Here is a 25081-nt window from a genome sequence, read left to right on the forward strand (position 1 = left end):
CGCTGGGCGAGGTCGAAGTGCTGCACCTGACCCGCACCCCGCCCCCGCGCCCCCGCCGGTGCCCCACCGGCGGGGGCGCGGTCCCGAACCACCCGTGCCCCACCGGGGCAGATGAAGGAGACCGACCATGAACACCCCGCTGCGCGTCGCCGTCGTCGGCGCAGGACGCATGGGCGCCGACCACATCGAGCGCCTCCACCGACGGATCAACGGCGCCGAGGTCGCCGCCGTCGTCGACATCGACCGGCCCCGCGCCGAGGCCGCCGTGGCCCACATCCCCGGCGCCGCGGCCCACACGGACCTGCAGGAGGTCCTCGACCGGGACGCCGCGGACGCCGTCCTGATCGCGACCCCCGGCTTCCTGCACGAGCAGGTGCTGCTGCCCGTCATCGAGCACGGCCTGCCCATCCTGTGCGAGAAGCCGCTCACCCCCGACGCCGAGTCCTCCTGGCGCGTGGTCCAGGCGGAGGTCGCCGCGGACCGTCAGCTGGTCCAGGTCGGCTTCATGCGCCGCTTCGACGCCGGCTACCTGAGCCTGCGCCGGATGATCGAGGAGAAGACCTACGGCGAGCTGCTGACCCTGCACCACCAGCACCGCAACCCCACCACCCCGGCCGGGTTCACCAACGAGATGATCATCAACGACTCTGTGGTCCACGAGTTCGACGCCGTGCGGTTCTTCACCGGCGAGGAGATCACCTCCGTGCAGGTCCGGATCGGACGCTCCACCCGCAACGCGCCGGCGGGCCAGCGGGACCCCCAGCTCGTGCTCCTGGAGACCGAGTCCGGGATCCTCGCCCAGGTGGAGGTCTACGTCAACGCCCAGTTCGGCTACCAGGTCGCCACCCAGGCGTCCTTCGAGACGGGCATCGTCGGCATCGGCGGCGACCAGGAGCCCTACGTCCGCACCGCCGGCACCTGGGGCGGGTCCGTGACCCCCGGTTTCGAGGAGCGCTTCGTCGAGGCCTACGACCGCGAGATCCAGGCCTGGGTCGACGCGGCCGCCCGCGGGGGGATCGGCGGGCCCTCGGCCTGGGACGGCTACGCCACGGCGGCGTGCTGCGAGGCCGGCGTCCGGGCGCAGGCCAGCGGGGAGATCGTCCCCGTGCAGCTCCAGCCGAAGCCGGAGCTCTACGGCGCGGCCCAGATTCCGGCCCGCGCCTGAGGGGCCACGACGGGCCGGCGTCGGGGCGCGGCGGAGCCACGGCTCCACTGCGCCCCGACGCCGGTCCTCGGCGGGACTACCCGGTGCACCCGGGGCACCCCGTCGCCCGCCCGGGCAGGACATGGTGCCTGCCGCTCATGCGAGTGCGGACGGCAGGGCCGCGGACCCGGGACCCTCACCCCGCCCGCCGGGACGCCGCCGCCCGGGGGAGCCGCCCGGCGACGTGCGCGGCGGTCCCCGGCGGGAGCCGCAGCACGCTGAGCAGGGGCACCAGGAGCAGGGCCGCCATGGCGGCGAAGGCGACCCGGTACGGGAACAGGTCGCCGGCCTCGGGCCCGGCCGGGGCCGTGGTCGTGGCCAGCTGCAGGACCAGCGCTCCCACGGCGATCCCCAGACCGGTGGCCAGCTGCGCGCCGGTGGCGGACAGGGTGTTGGCCGAGGAGAGCCGGCCCGGCTCCACGTCGGCGAACTGCAGGGAGTTGTAGGCGGTGAAGCCGATCGAGCGCAGCGCCCCGCTGAGCAGCAGCAGGGCGGTCACGAGCCACAGGGGCGTCGCGGGCGTGAGGAGCAGGAACGCCGCGATGCAGGCGGCACCACCGGCCACGGAGCCGAGGAGGACGGCGCGGAACCCGAACCGGCGCAGCAGCGGCGTGGTGGCCGGCTTGACGCCCACGTTGCCGAGGAAGACCGCGGTGACCAGCAGCCCCGACTCCACGGGCGAGCGGCCGAAGCCGTCCTGGAACAGCAGCGGGAGCAGGAACGGGACCGAGCTGACGACCGCACGGTAGACCAGCCCGCCCGAGTTCGCCGCCCGGTAGCCGGCAATCCGGTAGACCCGCAGGTCCAGCAGGGGGTGCGCGCTGCGCAGCAGCCACCGGACGGCCGCGGCACCGCTGAGCGCGGCCGCGCACAGCAGCCCGGCCCCGGCCGGGGCCCACCGCGGGTCCACGACGAGCTGCAGCCCGGCCACCAGCCCGAACACGGTGACCGTGGCGCCCAGCAGGCCGGGTGCGTCCAGGGGCCGCCGCTCGGTCTCCACGTCCCGGACGAGCCACAGGGCCGCCAGCAGGGCGGCCGCCCCCACCGGGACGTTGACCAGGAAGATCCAGTGCCAGCTCGCCCAGGAGGTCAGCAGCCCGCCCAGGAGCGGTGCCAGCACGGGGGCGAGCAGCGCCGGCCACGTGATCCAGGCGATCGCCCGCAGCAGGTCCCGCCGGTCCGTGGCCCGCAGCACCACGAGCTGTCCGACGGGGACCATGAGGGCCCCTCCGAGGCCCTGCAGGGCCCGTCCGGCCACGAGGGCCGGCAGGCTGCCGCTGGCCGCGCACAGCACGGAGGCCAGGGTGAAGACGACGATGGACGTGCAGAACACCCGCCGGGCCCCGAAGCGGCCGGCCAGCCACCCGCCCACGGGGATGAAGGTGGCGACCGTGACGAGGTAGACGGTCATCGCGAGGCCGACCTCGGCGCTGCCCACGCCGAGATCGGCCGCGATGCGCGGAGCCGCCGTCACGAGGATCGTGCCGTCGAGGTGTTCCATGAACAGCACCGCCGCCACGAGCAGTGCGAGCCGGCGGCTCCACGGCCGGGCGGGCTCCGGGTCCGCCGGGCCCGTCCGGGGCCGCTCGCCCGGCGGCGGCGCGGACGTGCTCAGCGCCCGAAGGGGAGGCGCGGGTCGATCGCCGCCTCGTCCCAGGTCCGGCGGATCCAGCCGTGGTGCGGGTCGTCGCTGATCAGCCACTCCCGCACCCGGCCGGGACCGGCCATGACGTTGAGGTAGTACATGTCGTAGCCGGGGGTCGCCATGGCCGGGCCGTGCCAGCCGTAGGGCACCAGGACGACGTCGCCCGAGCGCACCTCCGCCGCCACGTCGATGGGCCGGTCGTCGGAGGCGTAGACCCGCTGGTAGCCCATGGGATCGGGACCGCCCTCCTCCGGGGCGGGCATGCCGGCGGCGAGCTGCGTCTCGAAGTAGTAGATCTCCTCGAGGGCCGTCTCCCCGTCCTTCTCCTCGTCGTGCTTGTGCGGGGGATAGGAGGACCAGTTGCCCGCCGGGGTGAGCACCTCGCAGACGATGAACCGGTCGGCCTCCAGCGCCGCGGGCGTGCCGAAGTTGTGCACCTGCCGGGAGCACTGGCCCGCCCCGCGCAGCTCCACCGGGATCTCCGCACGGGCGACCAGCCGGGTCGGGTACTCCTCGCGCGCCGGGGCGGAGGCCACGGCCACCCGGCCGCCGGTCGCGGTGGACACGGTCAGGTCTCGGCGGACCCCGGTGTAGAGGACATCGGTGGGGCCGGCGAAGACGGACGGGCGCCCGGCGAGGTCGTACGTCTCACCACCGGTCTCGGCGGTGAAGCTGCCGGTCAGGGGCACCACGATGCGCTCCTCCTCGGCGGCGTCCAGGGTGATCCGGTCGCCCGGGCCGAGATCGGCCACGCGCAGGCCCGTGTGGGCCCAGCCGGGGACCTCGGTGGCGGAGTCGTGGCCGCCGAGGGAGACGAACCAGCCGTCCTGGGCGGCGGAGTCCTTGGGGTGGACCCATTCGGGGCGGGAGCTGTCGGTGTGCATGCGGTCGGTGTGCCTTCCGGTGTCGTCGGGTGGTGCTGGTCAGATGTCGGGGCCCGGGGCCCGGGGGCCGGGCGGTGCGCGGGGAGACGCGGGCGGGGCCGGGCCCGTGGAGGAGCTGCCGCCCGGGGCGGCGGGATCCGGGGCCGGCGGTGCCCGGACGATGCCTAGCGCTGGACGAGGGTCAGCTCGAAGGTGTACTTGTCCGCCCGGTACACGTGCCGGCCGGTCTCCACGGGGCGGCCGAGGTCGTCCATGGCGGTGCGGTGCATGCTGACCAGCGCGGCACCGGGGTCGACGCGCAGCTGCTCCGCCTGGAACGCGTCGGCCGAGACGGCACCCACCCGCTGGTGGGCCAGCTGGAAGTTGACGCCCTGGCCGCGCATGAGGGAGTAGAGCCCCTCCTCGGCCAGCCGGTCCCGGCTGAGCTCGCACAGCGCGCGCGGGATCCAGTTCTCCATGAGCGCGAGCGGTTCCCCGTCCGTGCAGCGCAGCCGCACGAGGTGGTAGACCTCGTCCCCGGGCTGCAGCCCCAGCAGCAGGGCCACCTCGTCGTCGGCGGGCACCACGGCGAAGTCCAGCACGTCGGTGCTGGGCGCGCTGCCGCTGCGCCGGAGATCCTCGTGCAGGCTCGTCAGCTCCAGGGAACGGCGCACCTGGGTGCCCACCACCTGCGTGCCCACCCCGCGCTTGCGCACCAGCAGCCCGGCGCGCACGAGCTGGTCCATCGCCTTGCGCATGGTGGGGCGGGAGAGGTTGAGGCTGTTCGCCAGGTCGATCTCGTTGTCGAGCTTCGTCCCGGGCGGCAGCTCTCCGCTGCGGATCGCGTCCTCGAGGCCCTGCGCCACCTGGTGGTAGAGCGGTACGGGGGAGGACTTGTCGACCGTGAGACGGAGTGGGCCGGACATGGTGTGCCTCCAGGGGTGGGCCGGGCGGGGACGGATGGCGCTGCTGTCCATTGTCCACGGCGTGATGTGAATATGTCCATACATTTTATTGACATCTGTGACCAGGGTCACCCAGTCTGGGGGGCGGAGCGCGGTCCGCGCCGCCCGGCCCGGCCGGCGGCCCCCTCCGTTCGATCCACCGCCCGACACCGGACCCGGGCGTCAGCCCTCAGTCCTGCACGAAGGAGCACCATGGAGCAGATCACCCTCGGCCTCGTCGGCGTCGGCCGGATCGGCGTGATGCACGCCGAGAACCTGGCCTCCCTCGAGGAGGAGCTGAACCCGCGGGGGATCGACGTCCGGCTGGTGCTGACCGACGTCGCCGCGGCGCACGCCCGGTCGGTCGCCGAGCGGCTGGGGGCCCGGTTCGTGCCCTCCGTGGCGGAGATGCTGGGGTCCGGGGTGGACGGGCTGGTCGTGGCCACCGGGACGGCGACCCACCCGGGGCTGATCCGGGCGGGCGTGGACGCGGGCGTGCCGGTGTTCTGCGAGAAGCCGGTGGCCCTGGACGTGGCGGACTCGCTGCCCGTGCTGGAGCACGTCCGGGCGGCCGGCGGGACCGTGCAGATCGGCCACCAGCGCCGCTTCGACGCGGGCTATCTGCGGGCCCGGGAGGCCCTCGCCGCCGGCGAGCTCGGCTGGATCCACTCCCTGCGCGCCGTCACCTGCGACATGACCCCGCCCCCGGTGGAGTTCCTCGCCGCGTCGGGCGGGCTGTTCCGCGACTGCTCCGTGCACGACTTCGACATCCTGCGCTGGCTGACCGGCCACGAGATCGTGGAGGTCTATGCGAGGGGCTCCAACAACGGCGATCCCGCCATCGGGTCCGTCGGGGACGTGGACACGGCGCTCGCCATGGTGACCTTCGACGACGGCACCGTGGGCACGGTCTCGGCCGGCCGCTACAACGGTGCGGGCCACGACGTGCGCCTGGATATCCAGGGCTCCCGCGCCTCGCTGGCCGTGGGCCTGGACGACCGGACCGCGGTGCGCTCGGCCGAACCGGGCGTGACCTTCCCGGCCGGTACCCCGCACCGGACCTTCGCGGAGCGCTTCGCCGCGGCCTACCGGGCGGAGATGGTCGCCTTCGTGGAGCTCGTCCTGGGCCGCCGGGCCAACCCGTGCCCACCGGAGGACGCCGTGGCCGCCGCACGGGTGGCCGATGCCGCGCAGGAGTCGCTGCGCACCGGCGTCCCGGTGCGGGTGGCCGCCGACCCGGTGCGCAGCGCCGGGTAGCACCGCCCGGCCGCCGCGCCGGTCCGGCCGCGGCAGGTGCCGCGGCCGGACCGGTGGCCGGACCGGCACCCCACCGGCCGCGGCGCCGTCCGGGCGGTCAGACCAGGACGATGGTGCGGTTGCCGGAGAGCACCACGCGTCCCTCGGCGTGCCACCTCACGGCCCGTGAGAGGGCCTGCATCTCGGCGTCGCGGCCGACCGCCACCAGGTCCGCGGGCGTGTGGGCGTGGTCCACGGCGATGACGCGCTGGGCGATGATCGGGCCCTCGTCCAGGTCCGAGGTCACGTAGTGGGCCGTGGCGCCCACCATCTTCACGCCGCGCGCGTAGGCCTGGTGATAGGGCTTGGCGCCCTTGAACGAGGGCAGGAACGAGTGGTGGATGTTGATGCAGCGGCCCGACAGCTCGCGGGTCAGCTCGTCCGAGAGGACCTGCATGTAGCGGGCGAGCACCACCAGCTCGACGTCGTAGTGCTCGACCAGCCCGAGCAGCTTCGCCTCCGCCTGCGGCTTCGTCTCGGGGGTGACGGGCACGTGGTGGAACGGGACGTCGTGCCACTCGACGAGGCTCTTGTGGTCGAGGTGGTTGGAGACCACGGCCACGATCTCGATGGGCAGCTCGCCGATCCGGGTGCGGTGCAGCAGGTCGGTGAGGCAGTGGGAGAACCGGGAGACCAGCACGAGCACCCGCGTCCTGCGCTGCGCGGAGACCAGCCGGAACCGCATGTCGTGCTGCTCGGCCACCGGGGCGAAGCCCTCCGTCAGGGACTCCACGGTGGCCGCCCCGGCCTCGCTGACCGTGTGGCAGCGGATGAAGAACTCGTCGGTGAAGCGGTCGGAGAAGTGCTTGACGTCGAAGATGTCGCAGCCCTGCTCCGTCAGGTTCGACGTGATGGCGCTGACGAGCCCGTGGGCCTCGGGGCAGTGGACGGTCAGGACGTGTTCGACGGTCCCCGGGACCTGGTCGGGCATGGCGGAACTCCTCGGCGCTGGGCGGGTGGTGGGTCGCACGGCACGGCATCGGCCGGTGCGGCCCTACGATCCTAGCCCGCGCGGGCAGAGGGTAGGGACGGCGGGAGCGGCGCCACGGGCTCGGTGCCGGGCCGGCGCGGTGTAGACCGATGGCCGCGGGAACGGGCGGTAGGAGTCCGCCCGGCGCGGGGAGAGATGCGCCTCGCTTCGGAGGACCCGCGGCCATCGGCAGGCGTTGCACGCCTCAACAGAGGAGAGCCGTGGGCTGAGCGGCTTTCAGAGCGCGGGCGCCGCAGACGGTGCACCCCCCAGTGCGTCCGAATCGGTCGTGCCCGCGCAATTTCCCCCATTGCTGTGGTTCTCACCACGATCGCAACTTTATCCGACCCGGAGCCGTGTCGGCACCCGCTGTCCCCAGGAAATTGTCAGGAAGCCGCGCCGAGGCTCTGCCGGCGGGCGGCTCAGGGCCTGCTGCCCGCGTTCCCGGCCGGGCGTTCCCGCGAGAATTCGCGTCCGACCAGCATCTCTGTGCGCGGGGGCCGGTGCAGGCAGCCGGGCACTCGCGCCGCGCTGTCCGCTCAAGTGGGGACAGGCCTGGGTGGCCCTCCGAGCGGGGCGCGGCGTCCCCGGCCCCGTCCCGAGCCCGGTCTCAGGCCACGGTCGTGTTGAAGAGCAGGCCCAGGACGTAGGTGGCCAGGGCGGCCCCGTAGCCGATGGCCAACTGGCGGAGACCCCGCTTCCAGGGGGAGGCCCCGGAGAGCAGGCCGACCAGCCCTCCGGTCACCAGCAGGGCGAGGCCGACCATCGCGAGGGCGACGGCCATGGCGGGAAACCCGGTGAGGCCCAGGAGGTAGGGCAGGATCGGGATGACGGCCCCCGAGGCGAAGAAGCAGAAGCTGGACGCCGCGGCGCCCAGGTCGGTGCCCAGCGCCACGTGCGCCCGCTGCTCGGGCTGGTCCTCGGCGGGCTCCTGGAAGGAGCGGGACGGGTCGCAGTCGCACTCGTAGAAGCCCAGGCGCTCCGCCGCCCGGTGCTCGGCGGCCTCCTCGCTCATCCCCCGGGCGCGGTAGACGAGCACCAGCTCGTTGGCGTCCAGGTCCAGGTTCGGGGCGACGTGGAGGGTGACCTGGGTCGGCTGGGAGGCGTCGAGCAGCTCCCGCTGGGAGCGCACGGAGACGTACTCCCCGGCCCCCATGGACAGCGCCCCCGCGAGCAGGCCGGCGATCCCCGCGAAGAGCACCATCGTGGGGGCCGTGCCGGTGGCGCCCACGCCCATGACCAGCGCGAGGTTGGAGACGAGTCCGTCGTTGGCGCCGAAGACCGCCGCCCGGAAGTTGCCGGAGAGCTTGTGCCGGCCCTCGGTGGCCAGCGCCCGGACGATCTCCTCGTGCACCGCCTCGTCGGCGGCCATGGCGTCGGACGCGTCCTGCTCCCCGTCGTAGGGCGAGCGGCTCTCGGCGCGCTGCAGCAGGGCCAGGACGAAGACGGAGCCGAAGTGCGCGGCGAGGAAGATCAGCAGCCGGGAGTACAGGGACGGGCGGGCGTCGGTGGCGGCGTGCGGGCCGAGCAGCCGCACCCAGTGCTCGGCGTGGCGCTGCTCGGCCTCCGCGACCCGGTGCAGGATCTCCGCCTCCCGGCCGGTGCTGCGGGCGGCCAGCAGACGGTAGATGCGGGCCTCGGCCCGTTCCTCCGCGAGGTACTTGCGCCAGCGCCGGATCTGGCCGCGCTCCGGCGGACCCGGACGGGGCGGGCGTTCCCCGGGAGCGGGGGAGGGGGCTGTCTGTTCGGGGCTCATGAGGGCCTTCCTCGGGCCCGTCGCGGCGCACGGCGCGCGGGGCCCGACCGGGGACGGGGACGGTCCGGAAGGTCTCGTTCGCCCGACGGCGCGGGTGGGCTGCCGGGACTCCACGTCGAGACCGGGATGGCGACAGACCGACGGGTGCGCGCACCCGGGAACTACTCCCCTTCGCTTCCCGACGAGTGTAGACCGGCCGTCACGGCCCCCGGTTTCGGTGCACCGAAGGGGCGCGGGCCCCGGCACATCAGGAGTCGATGCTGTCCGCGGCGTCCGGGGCCGGCCACCGGTGGCCCCCGGGGGCGATCACGGAGCTGTCCTCCCGCGTCTCGGCGGGGAAGGAGCCCACCCCCCAGTGGAACCGGTAGGGGTCGGAGCAGCCCCAGCCGAAGCGCAGTCCCTCGACCAGCTTCTGCGCCGCTTCCGGGAAGCCCAGCGGGCCGGTCGTCCAGGGCTGGTTCCACGCCGAGGGCTCGTGCCACTCGTCCTCGTGGAAGAACGTGGCGTCCACGGGCCAGGCCGCGTGGGTCAGCTGGCCGCCGGAGACCACGGAGCACTCCACGCCGTGGGGTCCCACCCCGGCCCACGCGACCGGGGCCTCCGAGCGGTCGTCGTCACGCTCGTACTCGACCACGAGGAAGTCGTTCCAGGGCAGCCGGGCGAGCACGGTGGCGATGAGCCGCCGCAGGTCCTCCCACACGTCCTCGCCGACGACCTCGGCGGCCGTGCCGGGGCCGACCACGCCGATCCCCGCCCGGCCCAGCATCTCCTGGGCCTCGGGGGTGGCCAGGTCCGACCAGGTCCGCGTGTCGGAGAAGCCCTCGCCGACCGGCTCCCCGGCCGGCTGGCGGGTCGAGGCGAAGCGCATGGCCTCCTCCCAGGAGCCGAAGAACCGCCGGACGCCGTCGAAGTACGGCCGGCGCGTGCTGGAGGCCTCCTGCTCGACCACCCAGCGGCCGTACCGGGCGGTGGTGGGATGGTGGCCGGTGCTGCGGCAGTGGCTGAGGAAGGCCGTCACCGCCGCGGCGTACTCCTCCTCCGTGAACACGTGCTCGTGGGCGGGCTCGGTGCCGGCCCGCAGGCCGATCCGCTCCAGGGCCGCGTCCCAGTGCCCGCCGCCCAGGCGCTGGGCGACCACGCGCTCGGGAACGGGCCAGTAGTGGGCGATGCCGCACAGGAAGTTCGCGTCCGTGCACAGGCTCAGCCGGGCGAGCTCGTAGGCGTGCGCGCTGAGCGGCCGGCAGGCGGTCTGCTCGGCGCAGTGCTGCTGGGCCGCGCCGATGAGCGCCAGGGTCTGCTGCGTGAGGGTGCCGTCCGGGTCCGCGCCGGCGAGCAGCGCGGTGACGTCGCGCACCACGTCGGCGCTCAGGTGCAGGGCGGCGTAGTCGCGGGCGGGGCCGACCCCCAGGTGCTGGGCCATGACGAGCCAGACGCCGGCGCCCACGGCGCCGTCGGTGACCTCGGGGGCAGTGGCCTCCTGCGCGAAGCGCTGGCCCAGCTCGGCGATCGCCGCGTCCAGCAGGACGGTGGACTCCTCCGGGAACAGGAGCTGGAAGCGCATCCGCACCTGCCCGCGCGTCATGCCGCGGTCGGCCATGGCACGGATCAGGGAGCCATAGCGCTGCACGAAGGCTGCGAGGCCCGCCACGGCGTAGGGCATGGAGGGTCCTCCGGTCGGTCGGTCGTCGGGTGCCCGGTCGGGAAGACCGGGTTGGGGTGCCCACGGGGAGCGGGGGGCCCACTGCCGATCCTAGTCGGTGGGGGGTGGCGCCCGCCTGTCCCAGGGGATTGTGACCGGCGGATGACGCCGGCGCTCGCGGTGGTAAAACCCCAGGTCAGGGGGTGATCAGCCCGCGGATGTCCTCGGCCGTGAGCGCGCTCGAGAACATCCGGTCGTCGTCCAGCACGGCCGTGAACAGCCGGGCCTTGCGCTCCTTGAGCGCCATGACCTTCTCCTCGATGGTGTCCCGGGCGACGAGCCGGTAGACCATGACCTTCTTCTGCTGGCCGATGCGGTGGGTGCGGTCCACGGCCTGCTCCTCCGTGGCGGGGTTCCACCACGGGTCGAGCAGGAAGCAGTAGTCGGCCTGGGTGAGGTTCAGCCCGAAGCCGCCCGCCTTGAGGCTCACCAGGAACACGGGCGCCTCCCCGGAGGTGAAGCGCTCGAGCGCCCGCGCCCGGTCGGTCGTCGAGCCGTCCAGGTAGGCGTAGGGGATCCTCAGCTCGTCCAGGCGGGCCGCGGCCTTCTTGAGGAAGCTCGTGAACTGGCTGAACACCAGCGGGCGGTGGCCCTCGGCCACGATCTCCGGCAGGTGCTCGAAGAGCAGGTCGAGCTTGCTCGAGGAGACCTCCGCCTCGGGGTCCACGAGGGAGGCGTCGAGGCTGAGCAGACGCAGCGTGGTCAGGGACTGGAAGATCGTGAACCGGTTCCTGTCCAGGTCCCGCAGCAGCCCCAGGACCTTCTGCCGCTCCCGCTGCAGACGGGTGTCGTAGAGCCGGCGGTGCGCGGGGGAGAGCTCCACCTGGATGGTCTGCTCCAGTTTGGGCGGCAGCTCCAGGTCCACGGACTCCTTGGTGCGCCGGAGCATGAGCGGCTTCACGCGCCGGCGCAGGCGGGCCAGCGCCGCGGCGTCCTCCCCGCGCTCGATGGGGCGCTGGTACGTCTCGGTGAACTTCCGCCGCGACGGGAACAGGCCCGGCGCCGTCAGGGACAGCAGCGCCCACAGCTCCACGAGGCTGTTCTCCAGCGGGGTGCCCGTGATCGCGAGCGTGAACGGGGCCCCGAGGTCCCGGACCGCCCGGTGCGCCTTGGTCCGGGGGTTCTTCACGAACTGTGCCTCGTCGAGCAGCACCCCCGCCCAGGCGACCCCCCGGTAGGCGTGCTCGTCCAGGCGCAGCAGCGTGTACGAGGTCACGACCACCTGGGCGCCGGCCACCGTGTCCGCGAGCGCGGTGCCGGCCTTGGCCTGGGTGTCGGTCACCCCCACGGCGGTGAGGGACGGGGCGAAGCGGCGGATCTCGGCCACCCAGTTGGGCACCACGGAGGTGGGCGCCACCACGAGGAAGGGCGGGAGGTCCGGGTCGCGCTCGACGGCGCGGCAGATCAGGGCGATCGCCTGGACCGTCTTGCCCAGGCCCATGTCGTCGGCGAGGATCCCGCCGAGACCGTGGTCCCACAGCACGCTCAGCCAGGCGTAGCCGTCGCGCTGGTACGGGCGCAGCTCGGCGTGCAGGGACGCGGGCACGGCCGGCGCCTCCACCGTCTCGAGCTCCAGCAGGGAGCGCACCGACGCCCGCCAGGCCTCGGCCTGGTCCGTCTCGGCCGCGAGGTCCTCGAACTCCTCCCACAGCCCGGCCTGGTGGCGGTGGATCCGCAGCGGGCCCTCGGGGGTCTCCTGCAGGGAACGGGCCTCGGCGATGAGCTCGCGCAGCCGGTCGAACTCGGGCCGGTCCAGGGAGAACCACGACCCGTCCGGGGCCAGCATCACGTCCTGCCCGAGGTCCAGGGCGCGGAAGACGTCGGCGAAGGAGATGTAGAACTCGCCCACCTTCACCGTGACCCCGAGGTCGAACCAGTCGCGGCGCTCCGTGGGGGCGGTGCTGACGGTGATGGTGGGCGGGTCGGTGATCTGCTGATAGGCCGGGCGCCCTCCGGTGTGCTCGATCCGCAGGTCCGGGATCTTCTCCAGGGCGGGCAGCCACTGCCGCACGAGCACCAGGGCGTCCCCCGCCACGTAGCTCGAGCGGCGGAGGTCCACGCCCGGGGCGCGGTGCCGGACCGCGGCGGTGACGGCGGTCTCCCAGGAGGACTCGCGGTGCACCGGCTCGTCGGCGAGGGGGTCCACCGGGCGGAAGGGCAGCCGGACCCGGTCCCGGCCCTTCTGGTACTCCCACTCCCACCGGGCGCGGATGGTCAGCTCCTGGTGCTCCAGGGTGAGCACCAGCTCGGGGTCGGCGACCTGCGGCAGCTCGATCGACCCGTCCCCGTTGTCCACGTCCATGCTGCGGTGCAGGCGGGGGAAGTAGCGGTCGAAGAACTCCTCCACCTCGTCCTGGGGGATCGTCAGACCGCCCGCGGTGTCCAGGAACCGCCGCTGCTCCCGGGTGAGCCGGGTGGCCAGCGGCACGAGGCGCAGCGGGAAGAGGTTGAGGTCCTCGGTGTCCGCGACGTCCCGGGGGTCCCCGTCCGGGGCGAACAGCCCGTGCCCGGGATCGCCGATGATCCGGGCGGTGTCCAGCGCGATCCGGCGCCCGCCGCTGTCCACGGTGGGCCGCAGCTCGAGGTCCTTCCCGGGGCCGCGGACGACGTCCACGTGGAAGCGTCCCGGTTCCTCCACCGTCACCGGCAGCCCGTGTTCCCGGCCGACCAGGGTGATCCCGGCGTCCTCGGCCCGGGCGAGGATGCCCCACAGCAGCGGCGAGGCGTAGGAGTCCAGGCGGATCCAGTGCCGGTCGTGCACCGCGTAGGGGGTGCGGGTGGCGCTCAGCGCCCGGAGCTCGTCGAACCAGTCCGCCTGGCCGGGGCTCAGCGGCCCGGCGCGGAACTCCCCGCCGACGGTCTCCCAGTCCAGCCCGCCCTTGATCCACTGGCCCCGGCGGCCCCGGCGGACCGGCCGCACGTAGAGGTGCCACGGGGAGCCGGCCCGGCCCGTGCCGTGCACGTAGCGGTAGGGCTCGCGGCGCAGGTCGAACTCCAGCGCCACCCCGGACGGGTCCTCCGGGTCCGGGGCGACCGGCCCCGCGCCGCCGAGGATCTCGGCCAGGGCGTCCTTCCAGTCCGGCGGCTCCTCCGGCCCGGCGGTCGTGCTCGCCCCGGCCGTGGCCCCGGGGGAGACGGGGGCCGCGCTGCCGCCGGGCCGGTGGGCGCGCACGGCGGTCTCGAAGTTGTGACGCAGCACCGTGGCCACGGCGTGCTTGCAGAACCCCCCGGCGGGGCAGCTGCACCACGCCGGCCCCGGCGCGCCGCCGGTGCCGACGCGCACGGTGACGCTGTACACGGAGCCCGAGCCCTCCACCTCGGCGGAGAGGCTGCCCGCCTCCTGGGCCCCCGGGGACCACCGCACCGTCCGGACGCGCCCGGCGCGGAAGTACTCCTGGCCGCGCTGGAAGACCGCGGGCCCGGAGGCGGCCACGAGCCGCCGGGCGTCCACGAGGGGACCGGGGAGGGGTTGCATCCCCCCACCGTATCCGCCCGCGCGGACGAACCACGAGCGTGCGGAGGCCCCCTCGCGGGCTATCTATAATCGAGGCGACCCCTCGAACGACGACAGCGGCCCCGCGTGCGGCCGCGGACGGAGGACTCGTGCCCGACACTGCTGGGCTCCGCCTCGGAGACCATGCCATTGCCGACAGTGCCGAGGAGCTCGCCTACCTCCGGTGGAACGACGCCGTCTGCGCGGCCTTCTTCGGCCCGGAGCGGGCGGGGGAGCTGATCTACCTCGACCTCGACGACAAGGTCCTCGCCGCGATCGGCGAGGAGCACGGGCTCGACGGGCCCTCGGCGCTGCGGGCGCTCGCGGACTCCGTGACCCCCCTGCTGGTGACCGAGGACGGCCGGCGGTCCGTGTTCGACGTGTTCAACCGCCTCAACGGCCAGTGGTACCGCGCCACCCGCCGCAGCCTGGACTCCATCGCGGAGATCCCGCCGCCGCCCGTCGTCGCGCTGCTGGCGCTGTTCGCGCTCGCCGGGCGGCACATGTCCACCCTCGCGGCGCGCACGGGCAACAAGTCCGTCTCGACGTTCTTCCTGCCGCTGACCGTGCTGCTGCAGGCCGGCCCGGACAACGCCAAGGCCCTCGAGTCCTCGTTCAAGAAGGACACCGAGGCGTACTGGGACGCGCTGCGCTACTGGCTGGAGCTGCGCGACGGCGAGATCGGGCTGCCCACGGCCTACGCGGTGAACCAGCGGCCCGTGGGGCTCGCGCTGTCCCAGACCATGTTCGGGGAGGCCGAGCGCCGCCAGCTGCACCGGATGTTCGAGGACCTGGGGATGACCACCGCCCAGGGCCTCTCCGCGGCCGAGCTCGGGGTCTACCTCGACTTCTGGCTGGACATGGCCGAGACCAAGGCCTCGAAGGCCATGAAGCAGGTCTGGGCGAACCCGCTGACCCGGGAGCCGGGACTGGAGATCGCCCTCGCCGAGCTCGCCGTGTGGGAGCAGTCCCGCGAGCAGGCCCGCGCCGAGGTCCGCGCGCACGTCCGCGGGCCGGGCCGCAGCGCCGTCAAGTCGTGCTCGCTGTCCCTGACGGACAGCACCGACTACGTGGGCAACCCCGTGTTCGAACTCGGCTTCGTGGTGCCCAAGCGGTTCCTCTCCGGCCGGGAGGTGGAGCTGGAGACCACCGCGGGTCCCCGCACGGTGTTCCTGTCCTTCATCGGGGACGCCTTCCTGGGCGTGTCGGCCTACACCGCCCGCACGGACCCGGGGACGCTGCTGGGCGGGGCGCTGCGGCTCAGCGCCGGGGACGTGCGCTTCGAGCGCAACCCGCGCCCGGTCGTCATCTTCGCCAAGGACGGGTTCTCGGACACCTTCATCTCGGTGGACCACATCCCCGCGGCCTGGCCCTGCCGGATCATGGTCCGGGACGAGCCGGAGTGGATCGCCCAGATCAAGCGCGTGCTCGACGACTCCGCGTCCCCGGACTACCGCTTCGTGGAGGCCGGCACGCACGGCCTCGCGGAGGGCTGGGTGATGTTCGACGACGTGCAGGTGCTGCGGGCGGGCAATCCGGAGCTCACCGCGAACGACAACTTCTCCGGCCTCGTGCCGCGGCTGGTGCCCGCGGTGACCCTCTCGGGCGGCCTGCGCATCCCCGGCGACGTGGTGCGCTGGTCCACGCAGCGGCCCCCGCAGGTGACGATCACCTCGGACTCGGACGTCCCGCTGACCGTGGAGTGCGAGTGGCGCAACCCGCACTCCTTCAAGCTGGAGAAGGCGAAGCTCGCCGAGGCCCGGGTGCCGCCGTTCCAGATCTCCCTCCAGGGCACGCCCCTGGCCCGGGCCGACGGCACGCTCAGGCCCAACGACTACACCCTGGTGCTCAAGGCCGGGCGCACGGTCAAGCAGCGCCGGGAGTTCAAGCTGCGGGACTCGTCCTTCTACCTGACCCAGCGCTCCCTCGGCTACGAGGGGGAGATGGTGCACGTGGCGGACGAGCCGCTGTGGCCGGTCACCGCCTCCACCGTGGGGCAGCTGCCCGAGCACTACGTGCAGGGTGCCTTCGACAACCTGCCCGCGCGCCCGGCGCCCGAGGAGCACGAGGTGCCGGGCGCCCCCGGCTGGCACTCCTCCGAGGGGCAGCTGCTGCTCGAGCGCACCAACGTGCTGCCCGAGCCGGAGGGACGCTCCTGCCTGGCCACCGGCCGGCACCGGATCGTGCTGCCCGCCATGGAGCCGAAGGCGAAGGCGCCCTGGATCTTCGGGGAGTGCGCCCAGTGCGGGCTGCAGAAGCGCTACCCCGGGCGGCTCACGAAGCCGTCGGCGATCACCTCCACCGGGTCCGTGGACGCGCTGCGCTTCATCGGCCCCGACGAGGGGGAGTACCCCACGTCCTGGGCGCCGTTCCGCGACGCCCTCACCTTCCTGGGCGGGGGCAAGCGATCCAGCCTGTCGATCCTCGCCCGGCAGCTGGAGGACTCGGAGCGGTTCGAGGAGTGGTTCGTGGGCCACCTGCAGGCCCTGGGCTTCCTCGAGGTGGTCCGCGACGAGCACTGGACCGTGCGCCGCTGGCAGGTCTGCGGCCCGACCCTGACCCAGCTCGTGGACGGCTCCGTGCTGCTCACCGGCGGGTGGACGCCGGAGAAGGAGGCCGTGGTGGCCGAGGCGGCCGCCGCGCAGGACGCCTCCGTGGTGGTGCTCTCCCCGGAGGACCACGGCACGACCCTGCTGCAGGACGTGGACCTCGAGAAGCTGCAGGCGGCCCTGCCCGCGGGTCTCTGCGACGTGGTGCTCGACGCCGGTCCTGCGATGCTGGAGACCCTGCCGCCGCTGTCGGAGGTCGAGGAGCACCTGCGCCGCGCGGAGATGCAGTACAACGGGGTCGCCGAGCGGTTCGTGCCCGAGGACGCCACCTGGGAGCCCACCGAGGACCGGGACCGGCCCGGGCTGTACCGGATCAACCACCACCACCGGACGCGCTACGCCTTCCGCACCCCGGCCGACGTCGAGTCCGGCCACGCACGGTTCGTGGCCTCGGGCATCGGCAAGCACTTCGCGGCCCGGCAGGCCGGGGTGCCGATCGTCTCCTACGACCCGGAGCTGGAGCTGCTGTCCGTGCCCATCGGGGCGGAGCTGGCCGGGCTCTACGCCCGCGCCGCGGTGCTGTGCTCGGGCCTGCTCCCGGCGAAGGTGGACGAGGACTTCTCGCTCAACTACGGGGACGTCTCGCCGGAGTTCGCCCAGGCGCTGGTCGACAAGCTGATGAGCTGAGCGGCTGCCGGCCGGCGACGTGGACGGGCCCCGGGTCGGACGACCCGGGGCCCGTCCACGTCCGCGCCCGGGGCGCGGTCCGGTCCGCGGCTACACGGTCGGGTCGGCCGCCCGGTCGCCGGCGTCCGCGGCGATCAGCTCGGCGGCCCGCTCACCGATCATGTAGACGGTGATGTTGGGGTTGACGGTGGTCAGCTCCGGCATCACCGAGGCGTCGGCCACCCGCAGCCCGCGCACGCCCTTGACCCGCAGCTGCGGGTCGAGCGGGGACATCGCGTCCTCCACCGGGCCCATCCGGCAGGAGCCGGCCGGGTGGTAGACGGTGTTGTGGGTGCGGCGGACGTAGTCGGCGATCTGCTCGTCCGTCTGCACGTCCTCGCCGGGGAACAGCTCCCGCCCGGCCCACTCGGCCAGCGGGGACTGCGCCACGATCTCGCGGGCCTTGCGGATCCCGGCGGTCATGATCCGCATGTCGTAGCCCTCGGGGTCGGTGAAGTAGCGGGGGTCGACCCGGGGCTTGTCGCGGAAGTCCCGTGAGCGCAGCCGCACCGTGCCGCGGGAGCGGGCGTGGGTGACGTTGGGGGTGAGGCAGAAGACGTTGTCCGCGGTCGGGTAGCCCTGCCGGTAGGTGTGCATGTCGAAGTTGACGGAGCCGTAGTGCATCATCAGGTCCGGCCGGTCGCCGTCGGGGTCGACCCGGGTGAAGATCCCCGCCTCCCACCACTGGGTGGACTCGGTGACCATCGGCTTCCGCGCCTCCCACTGGATCACGCCCTCGGGGTGGTCCTGCAGGTGGGAGCCCACACCGGGGGAGTCCACGAGCACGTCCACGCCGACCTCCCGCAGGTGCTCGGCCGGACCGATCCCGGAGAGCATCAGCAGCTTGGGGGTGTCGATCGCCCCGGCGGAGACGACCACCTCGCGGCGGGCGCGCACGGTGCGCGCGGTGCCGAAGGCGTTGTCGACGACCTCCACGCCCACGGCCCGGCCGTCCTCCACGACCACGCGCCTGGCCTGGGTGGAGTGCAGGACCGTGAGGTTCCCCCGGTCCGCGACGGGATGCAGGTAGGACACGGAGGCCGAGGCGCGGGTGCCGTCGGGCCGGCGGTTGATCTGGAAGAAGTTCGCGCCCTCGACCACGGTCTTGCCGGTGTTGAACGGCGTGCGCGGGATGCCGGCCTGCTCGCAGGCCTCCAGCAGCGCGACGCCACAGGGGTCGGCGTCGGGGATCTGCATGAGGTGCACGGGGCCGTCGTGGCCGTGGTGGGCGCCCTCGTCGTCGTTGGTCTCGAGCTTCCGGTAGAGCCGGAAGGCGGTCTCGGCGTTCCAGCCCTCGGCGCCGTGGACCTCCTCCCACTCGTCGATGTCCTCGGCCGGGGCCCAGAACGCGATGCACGAGTTGTGGGAGGAGCAGCCGCCGAGCACCTTGGCCCGGGCCATGCGCATGAAGGAGTTGCCGTTCTCCTGCTCCTCGAGCGGGTAGTCCCAGTCGTAGCCGGACTCCAGCAGCTCCATCCAGCGGCTGAGGGTGAGCACCTCGTCGAGGTGCTGGTCGTGCGGGCCGGCCTCGATGAGCCCGACCGTCACGGCCGGGTCCTCGGACAGCCGTGCGGCGACGACGGCTCCGGCGGAGCCGCCGCCGACCACCAGGTAGTCGAACTCCTGCGGGGCCTCGGGGGCGGGGGTGGGGCTGGGCGTGCTCATGTCTCTCCTCGACGTCTCGGGATCTCGGGGTCTCAGGGGTCTCGGGCGGGGTCCGGGGCCGATCCCGGGGCGCGGTCGCCGCGGCGCCGTCGTCCCCGGGGGCGACGACGGCGCCGCGGCGGGCGCCGGTCATCGGGCGGCGAACCAGCCGGTCACGGCGGGGGCGGTGTTCTGGTAGACGTGCTTGAGCTCCTGGTACTCGCCCAGGCCGGTGGGGCCGAGCTCGCGGCCGATGCCGGACTGCTTCATCCCGCCCCACTCGGCCTGCGGCAGGTAGGGGTGGAAGTCGTTGATCCAGATCGTGCCGTGGCGCAGGCGGGCGGCCACCCGCTGGGCGCGCCCGGCGTCGGAGGTCCACACCGCCCCGGCGAGGCCGTAGATGGTGTCGTTGCCGATCTCCACCGCCTCGTCCTCGGTCGTGAACGTCTCGACCGTGACGGTGGGGCCGAAGGCCTCGTCGTGCACGCAGTCCATCTCGCGGGTGCAGCGGTCGATCACCGTGGGCCGGTAGAAGAAGCCGCGCTCGAGGTCCAGCGAGCCATCGGCGGAGGCGCCGGTGGCGAACCCGCCGCCGGTGCGGATCCGGGCGCCCTGCTCGCGGGCGCGCTCGACGTAGGCGTGCACCTTCTCCCGCTGCGCGGCCGAGATCAGCGCGCCGGTCTCGGCCTGCTCGTCGAAGGGCCCACCGAGGCGGATGCCCTCGGCGCGGCGGACGAGCTCGTCGACGAAGCGCTCGGCGATCGACTCCTCGACCACCAGCCGCGCCCCGGCGGAGCAGACCTGGCCGGAGTGCACGAACGCGCCGTTGAGGGCGTTGTCCACGGCGGCGTCGAAGTCGGCGTCGGCGAAGACCACGTTGGGGTTCTTCCCGCCCAGCTCCAGGGCGATCTTCTTCACGGTGGGCGCGGCCGCGGCGGCGATCGCGCGGCCGGTCAGCACCCCGCCGGTGAAGGAGACCAGGTCCACGTCCGGGTGGTCGGCCAGCGGCGCGCCGGCCTCGGCGCCGGCGCCGAGCACGAGATTGGCCACGCCGTCGGGCAGGCCGACCTCCTGGAGGACCTGCATCATCATGACCGCCGTGTGCGGGGTGAGCTCGGCGGGCTTGAGCACGAAGGTGCACCCCGCGGCCAGCGCCGGGGCGATCTTCCAGGCGGCCTGCAGCAGCGGGTAGTTCCAGGGCGTGATCATCCCGCACACGCCCACGGGCTCGGTGACGACCTTGGACACCACGGCCGGGTCCCCGGCATCGACGACGCGGCCGGCCTGCTCGGCGGCGTTCTTGCCGAACCAGGTGAAGCACGCGGCGATGTCGTCCATGTCGATCCCGGACTCCACCAGGCGCTTGCCGGTGTCCAGGGACTCGGCGCGGGCGAACTCGTCCCGGCGCTCGCGCAGGCGGTCGGCGACCCGCAGCAGCAGGTCCCCGCGCTGCGGGCCGGGCACCGAGGACCAGCGGCCGTCGTCGAAGGCCCGGCGGGCCGCGGCGATGGCGCGCTCGGTGTCCTCGGCCGTGGCCTCGGCCACGACGCCGACCTCGGTGCCGTCGGCGGGGCAGACGATGGTGCGGGTGCCGCCGGCGGCGGCGGTCTGCCAGCGTCCATCGATGAACAGGGTCGCGGTCACGGGTGTGCCTCCTTCGTCACCGCGGGGGTCTGCCCCGTCGGCACGTCGTGGATGTCGGTGGACCAGTCGGGGTGGCCCTCGGCGCCGGCCTGGATCTTGGACGGGCCGGTGTGGATGCTGAGGAAGGCCAGGTGGGCCTCCCAGTTGTCGAGGACGTCGTTGATGAGCTGCTCGCGGTTCCAGTCCATGACGTCGGTGCCCTGCGAGCCGGTCTCGTTGAAGACCTCGAGGCGGTAGTAGAGGTCCGAGTCGGGGTTGGTGCGGAACCCGCCGAAGGCCGGGACCGGGGTGGCCACGGGGTAGATCTGGTAGCAGAAGTCCCGGTCGTCGCCCATCGGCACGGTCAGCGTGTACTCGGACAGCTCCTGGTAGCCGACCTCCGAGCTGGACAGCTCGGCGGCGTGGCCCTGGGCGCAGAACTCCTCGACGACCTCCGCCAGGGCGGGGGCCAGCACCTGCTCCTCGTAGCGGCGCACCGCCCGCGGGCCCGGGAAGGAGCCGATGCGGGTGAGCCGGCGCCGCCACTGGCTGTCGGGTCCCGGGGTGCGGGAGGCCGTCACGGAGCGACGGGTCGCGGAGCGGCCCTCGCGCTGGGAGCGTTCGGCGCGCAGGGCCTTCCAGAACCCGATCATCACGAGGTACATCACGATCGAGAAGGGCAGGCCGATGATCAGGGTGGCGGCCTGCAGGGTCGGCACCCCGCCGACGAGCAGCATCGCCAGGGTCAGCAGGCCGGTGGCCGCGGCCCAGAACACGCGCAGCCACTTGGGCCCGTCCTGGGTGGGGTCCTGGATGGTCGAGGTGAACGTGGACATCACGAGCGCTCCGGAGTCGGCGCTGGTGACGTAGAACAGCAGCCCGGACAGGGTCGCCAGCGCGATGAGCAGCGGCGCGCCGGGGTACTGCTCGAGCAGGGAGTAGAAGGCCCGCTCGGGGGTGTTCATGGCGGCCTGTCCGAACGCGTCGTCGCCGCCGGTGACGATCTCCAGGGCGCTGTTGCCGAAGACCGAGACCAGGATGAGGATGAACACGAACGGCACGGTCAGGGTCGCGACCACGAACTCGCGCAGCGTGCGGCCACGGGAGATCCGGGCCAGGAACAGCCCCACGAACGGCGCCCAGGCGATCCACCAGGCCCAGAAGAACAGGGTCCAGCCGGCCATCCACTCGGCCGCCCCGGTGTAGGCGAAGGTGTCGAGCGCCATGGAGGGCAGCTCGGCCACGTAGTCGCCGAGGTTCTTCACGGTGGCGTCGAGCAGGAAGGACGTGCGCCCGGCGAGCAGAACCCAGGCCACGAGGGCCACGGCCATCAGGACGTTGAGCTCGGAGAGGCGGCGGATGCCCTTGTCCACGCCGGAGACGCAGGAGGCGGTGGCCATGACCACGGCCACGACGATCAGGGCGGTCTGCGCGGCGACGCCCTCCTCGATCCCGAACAGCAGGTACAGGCCGTAGTTGAGCTGGACGACGCCGATGCCCAGGGAGGTCGCCACGCCGAAGATCGTGCCCAGCAGCGCGGCGATGTCGACCGCGTCCCCGGCTCTGCCGTGCACCCGCCTGCCGATCAGCGGGTAGAGGGCCGAGCGGATGCTCAGCGGCATGTTCCACCGGTAGGCGAAGTAGCCGAAGGCCATGCCCATCAGGGCGTACATGGCCCAGCCGATCACGCCGTAGTGGAACAGCGTCCACACCACGGCCATGCGGGTCGCCTCCATGGTCCCGCCCTCGCCGGCCGGGGGACCGTAGTACTGGGTGACCGGCTCGGCCACCGAGAAGAACAGCAGGTCGATCCCGATCCCGGCCGCGAAGAGCATCGCGGTCCAGGTGAACAGGTTGTACTGCGGCTTCGAGTGGTCCGGGCCCATCTTGATGGTGCCCTCGCGCGAGACCGCGACGACCACCACGAAGGCCGTCACCACGGCGGCGGTGAGCACGTAGAACCAGCCCATGTTGGTCGCGATCCAGCCGACCACGGCACCGATCACCGTGGAGGCCTGCGCGGGGGCCAGGATCGCCCAGAGGGAGAACAGGACGATGCTCACGCCGGAGCCGGCGAAGACGGCGCGGTTGACCTTGGGGTGGGTCCGCGCACCCGGCGGACCCTCGCTCTCGGGGGCGGATGTGGACGGGGCAGCGGTCATGTCGGGTCCTCCTGAGAAGGGTGGTCCGGATCTCGTGGGGTCGCCCGCACACCGGTCCGGGCGGACCGGGCGGGAGCGGGACGTCGTCGTCCCCGCGACGGCCGGTGTTCCGCCTGGACGGGACAGCGGCCTGCGTCACATGGTGTCACCAACCTTCCGGTTGGTAAAATGGGCTGCATGAACTCCTCCAGCCGCGACCGCATCCTGAACGGCGCCCTCGAACTCGTGCGCAGCGGCGGCACGGTGTCCCTGGAGTCGACCGCCCGCAGGGTGGGGCTGAGCAAGCCGGGGGTGATGTACCACTTCCGGACCAAGGAGGCGCTCATGTTCGCCCTGGTGGACCGGGTGCTGGACGGCTGGGACGCGGAGATGGCCCGGCGCCTGTCCGCCCCGCCGGAGCAGGTGCCCGCAGAGGAGCGCGTGCGCGCCTACCTGGACTGGTGCCTGTCCGGGGAGGTGGACGAGACCGACCTCGTGATGCTCACCGACCAGCGGCTGCGGGCCAAGCTGAAGAAGCACTGGGTGGAGCGGATCGCCCCCTGGGTGGACCTCCCCGACGACCTGCCCGTCGAGCAGCGCACCCGTCTGCTGGCCGTGCGGCTGCTGGCCGACGGCGTGTGGTTCGCCGACGCCGCCGACGTCTTCCCCCCGGACCCGCAGGAGCGGGCGCGGGTGCGCGCGATCGCCGACGAGCTGCTCGCGGGCTGAGCGGCATGCCGCCGGCCGGAGCCGGCGGCCGCGTCCGGCGCCCCGCACCGGGGTGGCGGGGCGCCGGAACTCGTGTACAGTGGAGCGAAGTTGTTGAGGTTGTCGTTTTTGTATTTCAAGCAGTTCGGCCCATCCGGGTGCAGCAGTTTTTCTGAGAAGACGTTTTCCACGCATCACAACTCTTGTGTTTCTCGAACGTCGGGAAACGTTCATCTCACGAAAGATCAGGTCTCACCATGACTACCGGTATCGTCAAGTGGTTCAACGCTGACAAGGGCTTCGGCTTCATCACCCCCGAGGACGGCTCCAAGGACGTCTTCGCCCACTTCTCCGCGATCAACTCGGGCGGCTTCCGCTCCCTGAACGAGAACGACCGCGTCGAGTTCGAGACCCAGGACGGCCCCAAGGGCCCCCAGGCCGCGAACATCACCGTCATCTCCTGACGTTCTCCTCGAAGGGCTCACGGGTCCGTTGATCGTCCAGAACCGCCGCCGGGCCTGCGCCCGGCGGCGGTTCTGTCGTTCCGCCGGCAACAGCCTGCGGACTCTCGCACGCGGCGCCGGTGGGGGCCGCGCCGCCGGATGTCGTGCCGTCGGATCTCGTGCCGTCGCCGACCGGGAGGAGCTCGCATGACCGGACCCGTCCCGTCCCGTCCGCCGGACGAGGAGGACCCCTTCGTGGTGAACCGCGTCTCCGACGCCGAGCTCGACGTCTCCGTGCCCTTCGAGCTCGAGGTCTGCGAGTGGGAGCTGGACGGCTCCGCCGACGAGGCGGGGGAGGGCTGGGGCTCGGCCGGGGACTACGGCCTGGAGTGAGCCGCCGCGCCGCGGGAGCCGCTCCGCCGAGCGCCACGGCGCCGCACGCGCGACGGCGGCTCCCGGACGTCCGGCGCCGTGGCGCCGACCGCACGACGAAGGCCGCAGCCCATCGGGCTGCGGCCTTCGTCGTGTCCGGCCCGCCGGCTACGCCGACAGCGGGAGGGACGCGGGGTGGAGCTTGAAGAACGGGTGCCGCCCGGTCGCGGCCAGGGCGCCGGGGACGAGGAGCTGGCGGTACTTGGCGCACCATTGCGCGGTGCCCGCCGTGTGCTCGGCCGCGGCGGCGAGGTCGTCGGCCTCCGCGCTGAGGTACTCCTGCACGTCGCCGTCCGTCGAGGTGATCCGGACGAGGTGCAGATCGGGGAGGGCGGTGACGGTGACGTCGACCCATTCCTCCCGCTGATCGGTGGTGGAAGTGGTTCTTTCTTCGGACATGGTCATGTTTTCTCCTGACGTTCTTGCGGGCATCCGATGCCGTTGCCCGCCGCTTCGTCATCCGATCCACCCGGGAACATCGGGTTGGCGCACAGCGGGTCGGAGCCCCTCCGCGGTCCCTCCGGAAGGCGGTGCGCCCTCCGTCGAGCACGCGGATGCCGCATCTCGAAAAGCAGATCCAGGCTACCCCGCGCCTCCGACAGACCGGCAAGACGGCCATGACTTGTGTGACCGAACCGTGATGTCGGCCGCAATGTCGGGGGCCGCCCGGGTGCTCGAAGCCCATTCCAGCGCAACGATGTGTCGGCGAGGTGTCGCCGCGGTGACGGGACGGGGAAGGTCGGCTCACACGCCCGGCCCCACCGGCCGGGCGGGACCCGGCGGGGAGGATGTGGTTGAATGGGGGCAGCTTCAAGAGATCCGGTCGCCAAGCTCCGACTAGACCGGGCACCAACCCCATGTTCACGGGTGGTTCGGATGACGAAGCGGCTCGCATCGCCGCCGTGGCGGCACCCGCTGCGAGCAAGAGCGCCCGAAGGATCCTGG

The 25081-nt window shown here is 73.1% G+C and carries 17 protein-coding genes and 2 riboswitches; of the genes, 6 read left to right on the top strand and 11 right to left on the bottom strand.

Annotated features, from left to right (window positions below):
- Positions 1-127 precede the first annotated feature (127 nt).
- Positions 128-1165, top strand: coding sequence for a Gfo/Idh/MocA family protein (locus ABL57_RS18570; RefSeq protein ID WP_047804971.1), 1038 nt, complete (start codon positions 128-130; stop codon positions 1163-1165).
- A 175-nt stretch (positions 1166-1340) separates the two neighbouring features.
- On the opposite strand, the gene ABL57_RS18575 is transcribed toward ABL57_RS18570, so the two are convergent.
- The 3 genes from ABL57_RS18575 to ABL57_RS18585 all read right to left on the bottom strand — a co-directional run bounded on the left by ABL57_RS18575 (position 1341) and on the right by ABL57_RS18585 (position 4638).
- Entirely contained in the window at positions 1341-2723 is a 1383-nt protein-coding gene (locus tag ABL57_RS18575; protein ID WP_256363826.1) for an MFS transporter, read from the bottom strand.
- Between the two features lie 92 nt (positions 2724-2815).
- Positions 2816-3733: a 5-deoxy-glucuronate isomerase gene (gene iolB / locus ABL57_RS18580; protein ID WP_047804972.1), complete on the bottom strand. Its 918-nt coding sequence runs from the start codon at positions 3731-3733 to the stop codon at positions 2816-2818.
- Between the two features lie 164 nt (positions 3734-3897).
- On the bottom strand, positions 3898-4638 hold the full coding sequence (locus tag ABL57_RS18585) for a GntR family transcriptional regulator (protein ID WP_047804973.1): 741 nt from the start codon (positions 4636-4638) through the stop codon (positions 3898-3900).
- Between the two features lie 231 nt (positions 4639-4869).
- On the opposite strand from ABL57_RS18585, the gene ABL57_RS18590 reads away from it, so the two are divergent.
- Positions 4870-5913 carry a Gfo/Idh/MocA family oxidoreductase gene (locus ABL57_RS18590; RefSeq protein ID WP_047804974.1) on the top strand — a complete coding sequence of 348 codons (1044 nt, stop codon included), beginning with the start codon at positions 4870-4872 and terminating at the stop codon, positions 5911-5913.
- A 97-nt stretch (positions 5914-6010) separates the two neighbouring features.
- Here ABL57_RS18590 and purU read toward each other — a convergent pair whose 3' ends face one another.
- The 4 genes from purU to ABL57_RS23445 form a co-directional block, all read right to left on the bottom strand.
- Positions 6011-6883 (bottom strand): formyltetrahydrofolate deformylase, encoded by an 873-nt coding sequence (gene purU / locus ABL57_RS18595; protein WP_047804975.1) that lies wholly within the window; start codon positions 6881-6883, stop codon positions 6011-6013.
- Between the two features lie 649 nt (positions 6884-7532).
- Positions 7533-8678, bottom strand: a complete 1146-nt coding sequence (locus tag ABL57_RS18600) for a VIT1/CCC1 family protein (protein WP_047804976.1) — start codon at positions 8676-8678, stop codon at positions 7533-7535.
- A gap of 247 nt (positions 8679-8925) precedes the next feature.
- Entirely contained in the window at positions 8926-10338 is a 1413-nt protein-coding gene (locus ABL57_RS18605; RefSeq protein ID WP_047804977.1) for a hypothetical protein, read from the bottom strand.
- Positions 10339-10513: 175 nt separating this feature from the next.
- The gene (locus ABL57_RS23445; RefSeq protein ID WP_047804978.1) at positions 10514-13852 is read right to left on the bottom strand and encodes a DEAD/DEAH box helicase; all 3339 of its coding nucleotides are present in this window, start codon (positions 13850-13852) and stop codon (positions 10514-10516) included.
- Positions 13853-13980: 128 nt separating this feature from the next.
- On the opposite strand from ABL57_RS23445, the gene ABL57_RS18615 reads away from it, so the two are divergent.
- On the top strand, positions 13981-17106 hold the full coding sequence (locus ABL57_RS18615) for a hypothetical protein (RefSeq protein WP_047804979.1): 3126 nt from the start codon (positions 13981-13983) through the stop codon (positions 17104-17106).
- Between the two features lie 90 nt (positions 17107-17196).
- Here ABL57_RS18615 and ABL57_RS18620 read toward each other — a convergent pair whose 3' ends face one another.
- The 3 genes from ABL57_RS18620 to betT all read right to left on the bottom strand — a co-directional run bounded on the left by ABL57_RS18620 (position 17197) and on the right by betT (position 22574).
- Positions 17197-18810 (bottom strand): GMC family oxidoreductase, encoded by a 1614-nt coding sequence (locus ABL57_RS18620; protein WP_047804980.1) that lies wholly within the window; start codon positions 18808-18810, stop codon positions 17197-17199.
- Positions 18811-18939: 129 nt separating this feature from the next.
- Positions 18940-20433, bottom strand: coding sequence for an aldehyde dehydrogenase family protein (locus ABL57_RS18625; protein WP_047804981.1), 1494 nt, complete (start codon positions 20431-20433; stop codon positions 18940-18942).
- On the bottom strand, positions 20430-22574 hold the full coding sequence (gene betT, locus ABL57_RS18630; protein ID WP_047804982.1) for a choline BCCT transporter BetT: 2145 nt from the start codon (positions 22572-22574) through the stop codon (positions 20430-20432). The genes ABL57_RS18625 and betT overlap by 4 nt, the downstream gene beginning before the upstream one ends.
- 177 nt (positions 22575-22751) lie before the next feature.
- Between betT and ABL57_RS18635 the strand changes: the two genes are divergently transcribed.
- The 3 genes from ABL57_RS18635 (at position 22752) to ABL57_RS18645 (ending at position 24097) form a co-directional block, all read left to right on the top strand.
- The gene (locus ABL57_RS18635) at positions 22752-23282 is read left to right on the top strand and encodes a TetR/AcrR family transcriptional regulator (protein ID WP_047804983.1); all 531 of its coding nucleotides are present in this window, start codon (positions 22752-22754) and stop codon (positions 23280-23282) included.
- A 236-nt stretch (positions 23283-23518) separates the two neighbouring features.
- A complete protein-coding gene (locus ABL57_RS18640; protein WP_047804984.1) occupies positions 23519-23725 on the top strand; it encodes a cold-shock protein in 207 nt (68 codons plus the stop codon).
- Between the two features lie 186 nt (positions 23726-23911).
- Positions 23912-24097, top strand: coding sequence for a hypothetical protein (locus ABL57_RS18645; protein ID WP_047804985.1), 186 nt, complete (start codon positions 23912-23914; stop codon positions 24095-24097).
- Between the two features lie 147 nt (positions 24098-24244).
- Here the strand turns inward: ABL57_RS18645 and ABL57_RS18650 are convergent, their stop codons facing one another.
- Positions 24245-24541 carry a hypothetical protein gene (locus tag ABL57_RS18650; protein ID WP_047804986.1) on the bottom strand — a complete coding sequence of 99 codons (297 nt, stop codon included), beginning with the start codon at positions 24539-24541 and terminating at the stop codon, positions 24245-24247.
- Positions 24542-24549: 8 nt separating this feature from the next.
- Positions 24550-24663, bottom strand: a riboswitch (SAM riboswitch).
- A gap of 281 nt (positions 24664-24944) precedes the next feature.
- Positions 24945-25070: riboswitch (SAM riboswitch) on the top strand.
- Positions 25071-25081: the final 11 nt, after the last annotated feature.

This window comes from Kocuria sp. SM24M-10 (assembly GCF_001027955.1).
Classification (GTDB): domain Bacteria; phylum Actinomycetota; class Actinomycetes; order Actinomycetales; family Micrococcaceae; genus Kocuria; species Kocuria oceani.

Coding starts and splice junctions, on each gene's coding strand:
- ABL57_RS18570 (WP_047804971.1), top strand. CDS start 128: ATGAACACCCCGCTGCGCGTCGCCGTCGTCGGCGCAGGACGCATGGGC.
- iolB (WP_047804972.1), bottom strand. CDS start 3,733: ATGCACACCGACAGCTCCCGCCCCGAATGGGTCCACCCCAAGGACTCC.
- ABL57_RS18585 (WP_047804973.1), bottom strand. CDS start 4,638: ATGTCCGGCCCACTCCGTCTCACGGTCGACAAGTCCTCCCCCGTACCG.
- ABL57_RS18590 (WP_047804974.1), top strand. CDS start 4,870: ATGGAGCAGATCACCCTCGGCCTCGTCGGCGTCGGCCGGATCGGCGTG.
- purU (WP_047804975.1), bottom strand. CDS start 6,883: ATGCCCGACCAGGTCCCGGGGACCGTCGAACACGTCCTGACCGTCCAC.
- ABL57_RS18600 (WP_047804976.1), bottom strand. CDS start 8,678: ATGAGCCCCGAACAGACAGCCCCCTCCCCCGCTCCCGGGGAACGCCCG.
- ABL57_RS18605 (WP_047804977.1), bottom strand. CDS start 10,338: ATGCCCTACGCCGTGGCGGGCCTCGCAGCCTTCGTGCAGCGCTATGGC.
- ABL57_RS23445 (WP_047804978.1), bottom strand. CDS start 13,852: ATGCAACCCCTCCCCGGTCCCCTCGTGGACGCCCGGCGGCTCGTGGCC.
- ABL57_RS18620 (WP_047804980.1), bottom strand. CDS start 18,810: ATGAGCACGCCCAGCCCCACCCCCGCCCCCGAGGCCCCGCAGGAGTTC.
- betT (WP_047804982.1), bottom strand. CDS start 22,574: ATGACCGCTGCCCCGTCCACATCCGCCCCCGAGAGCGAGGGTCCGCCG.
- ABL57_RS18635 (WP_047804983.1), top strand. CDS start 22,752: ATGAACTCCTCCAGCCGCGACCGCATCCTGAACGGCGCCCTCGAACTC.
- ABL57_RS18640 (WP_047804984.1), top strand. CDS start 23,519: ATGACTACCGGTATCGTCAAGTGGTTCAACGCTGACAAGGGCTTCGGC.
- ABL57_RS18645 (WP_047804985.1), top strand. CDS start 23,912: ATGACCGGACCCGTCCCGTCCCGTCCGCCGGACGAGGAGGACCCCTTC.
- ABL57_RS18650 (WP_047804986.1), bottom strand. CDS start 24,541: ATGACCATGTCCGAAGAAAGAACCACTTCCACCACCGATCAGCGGGAG.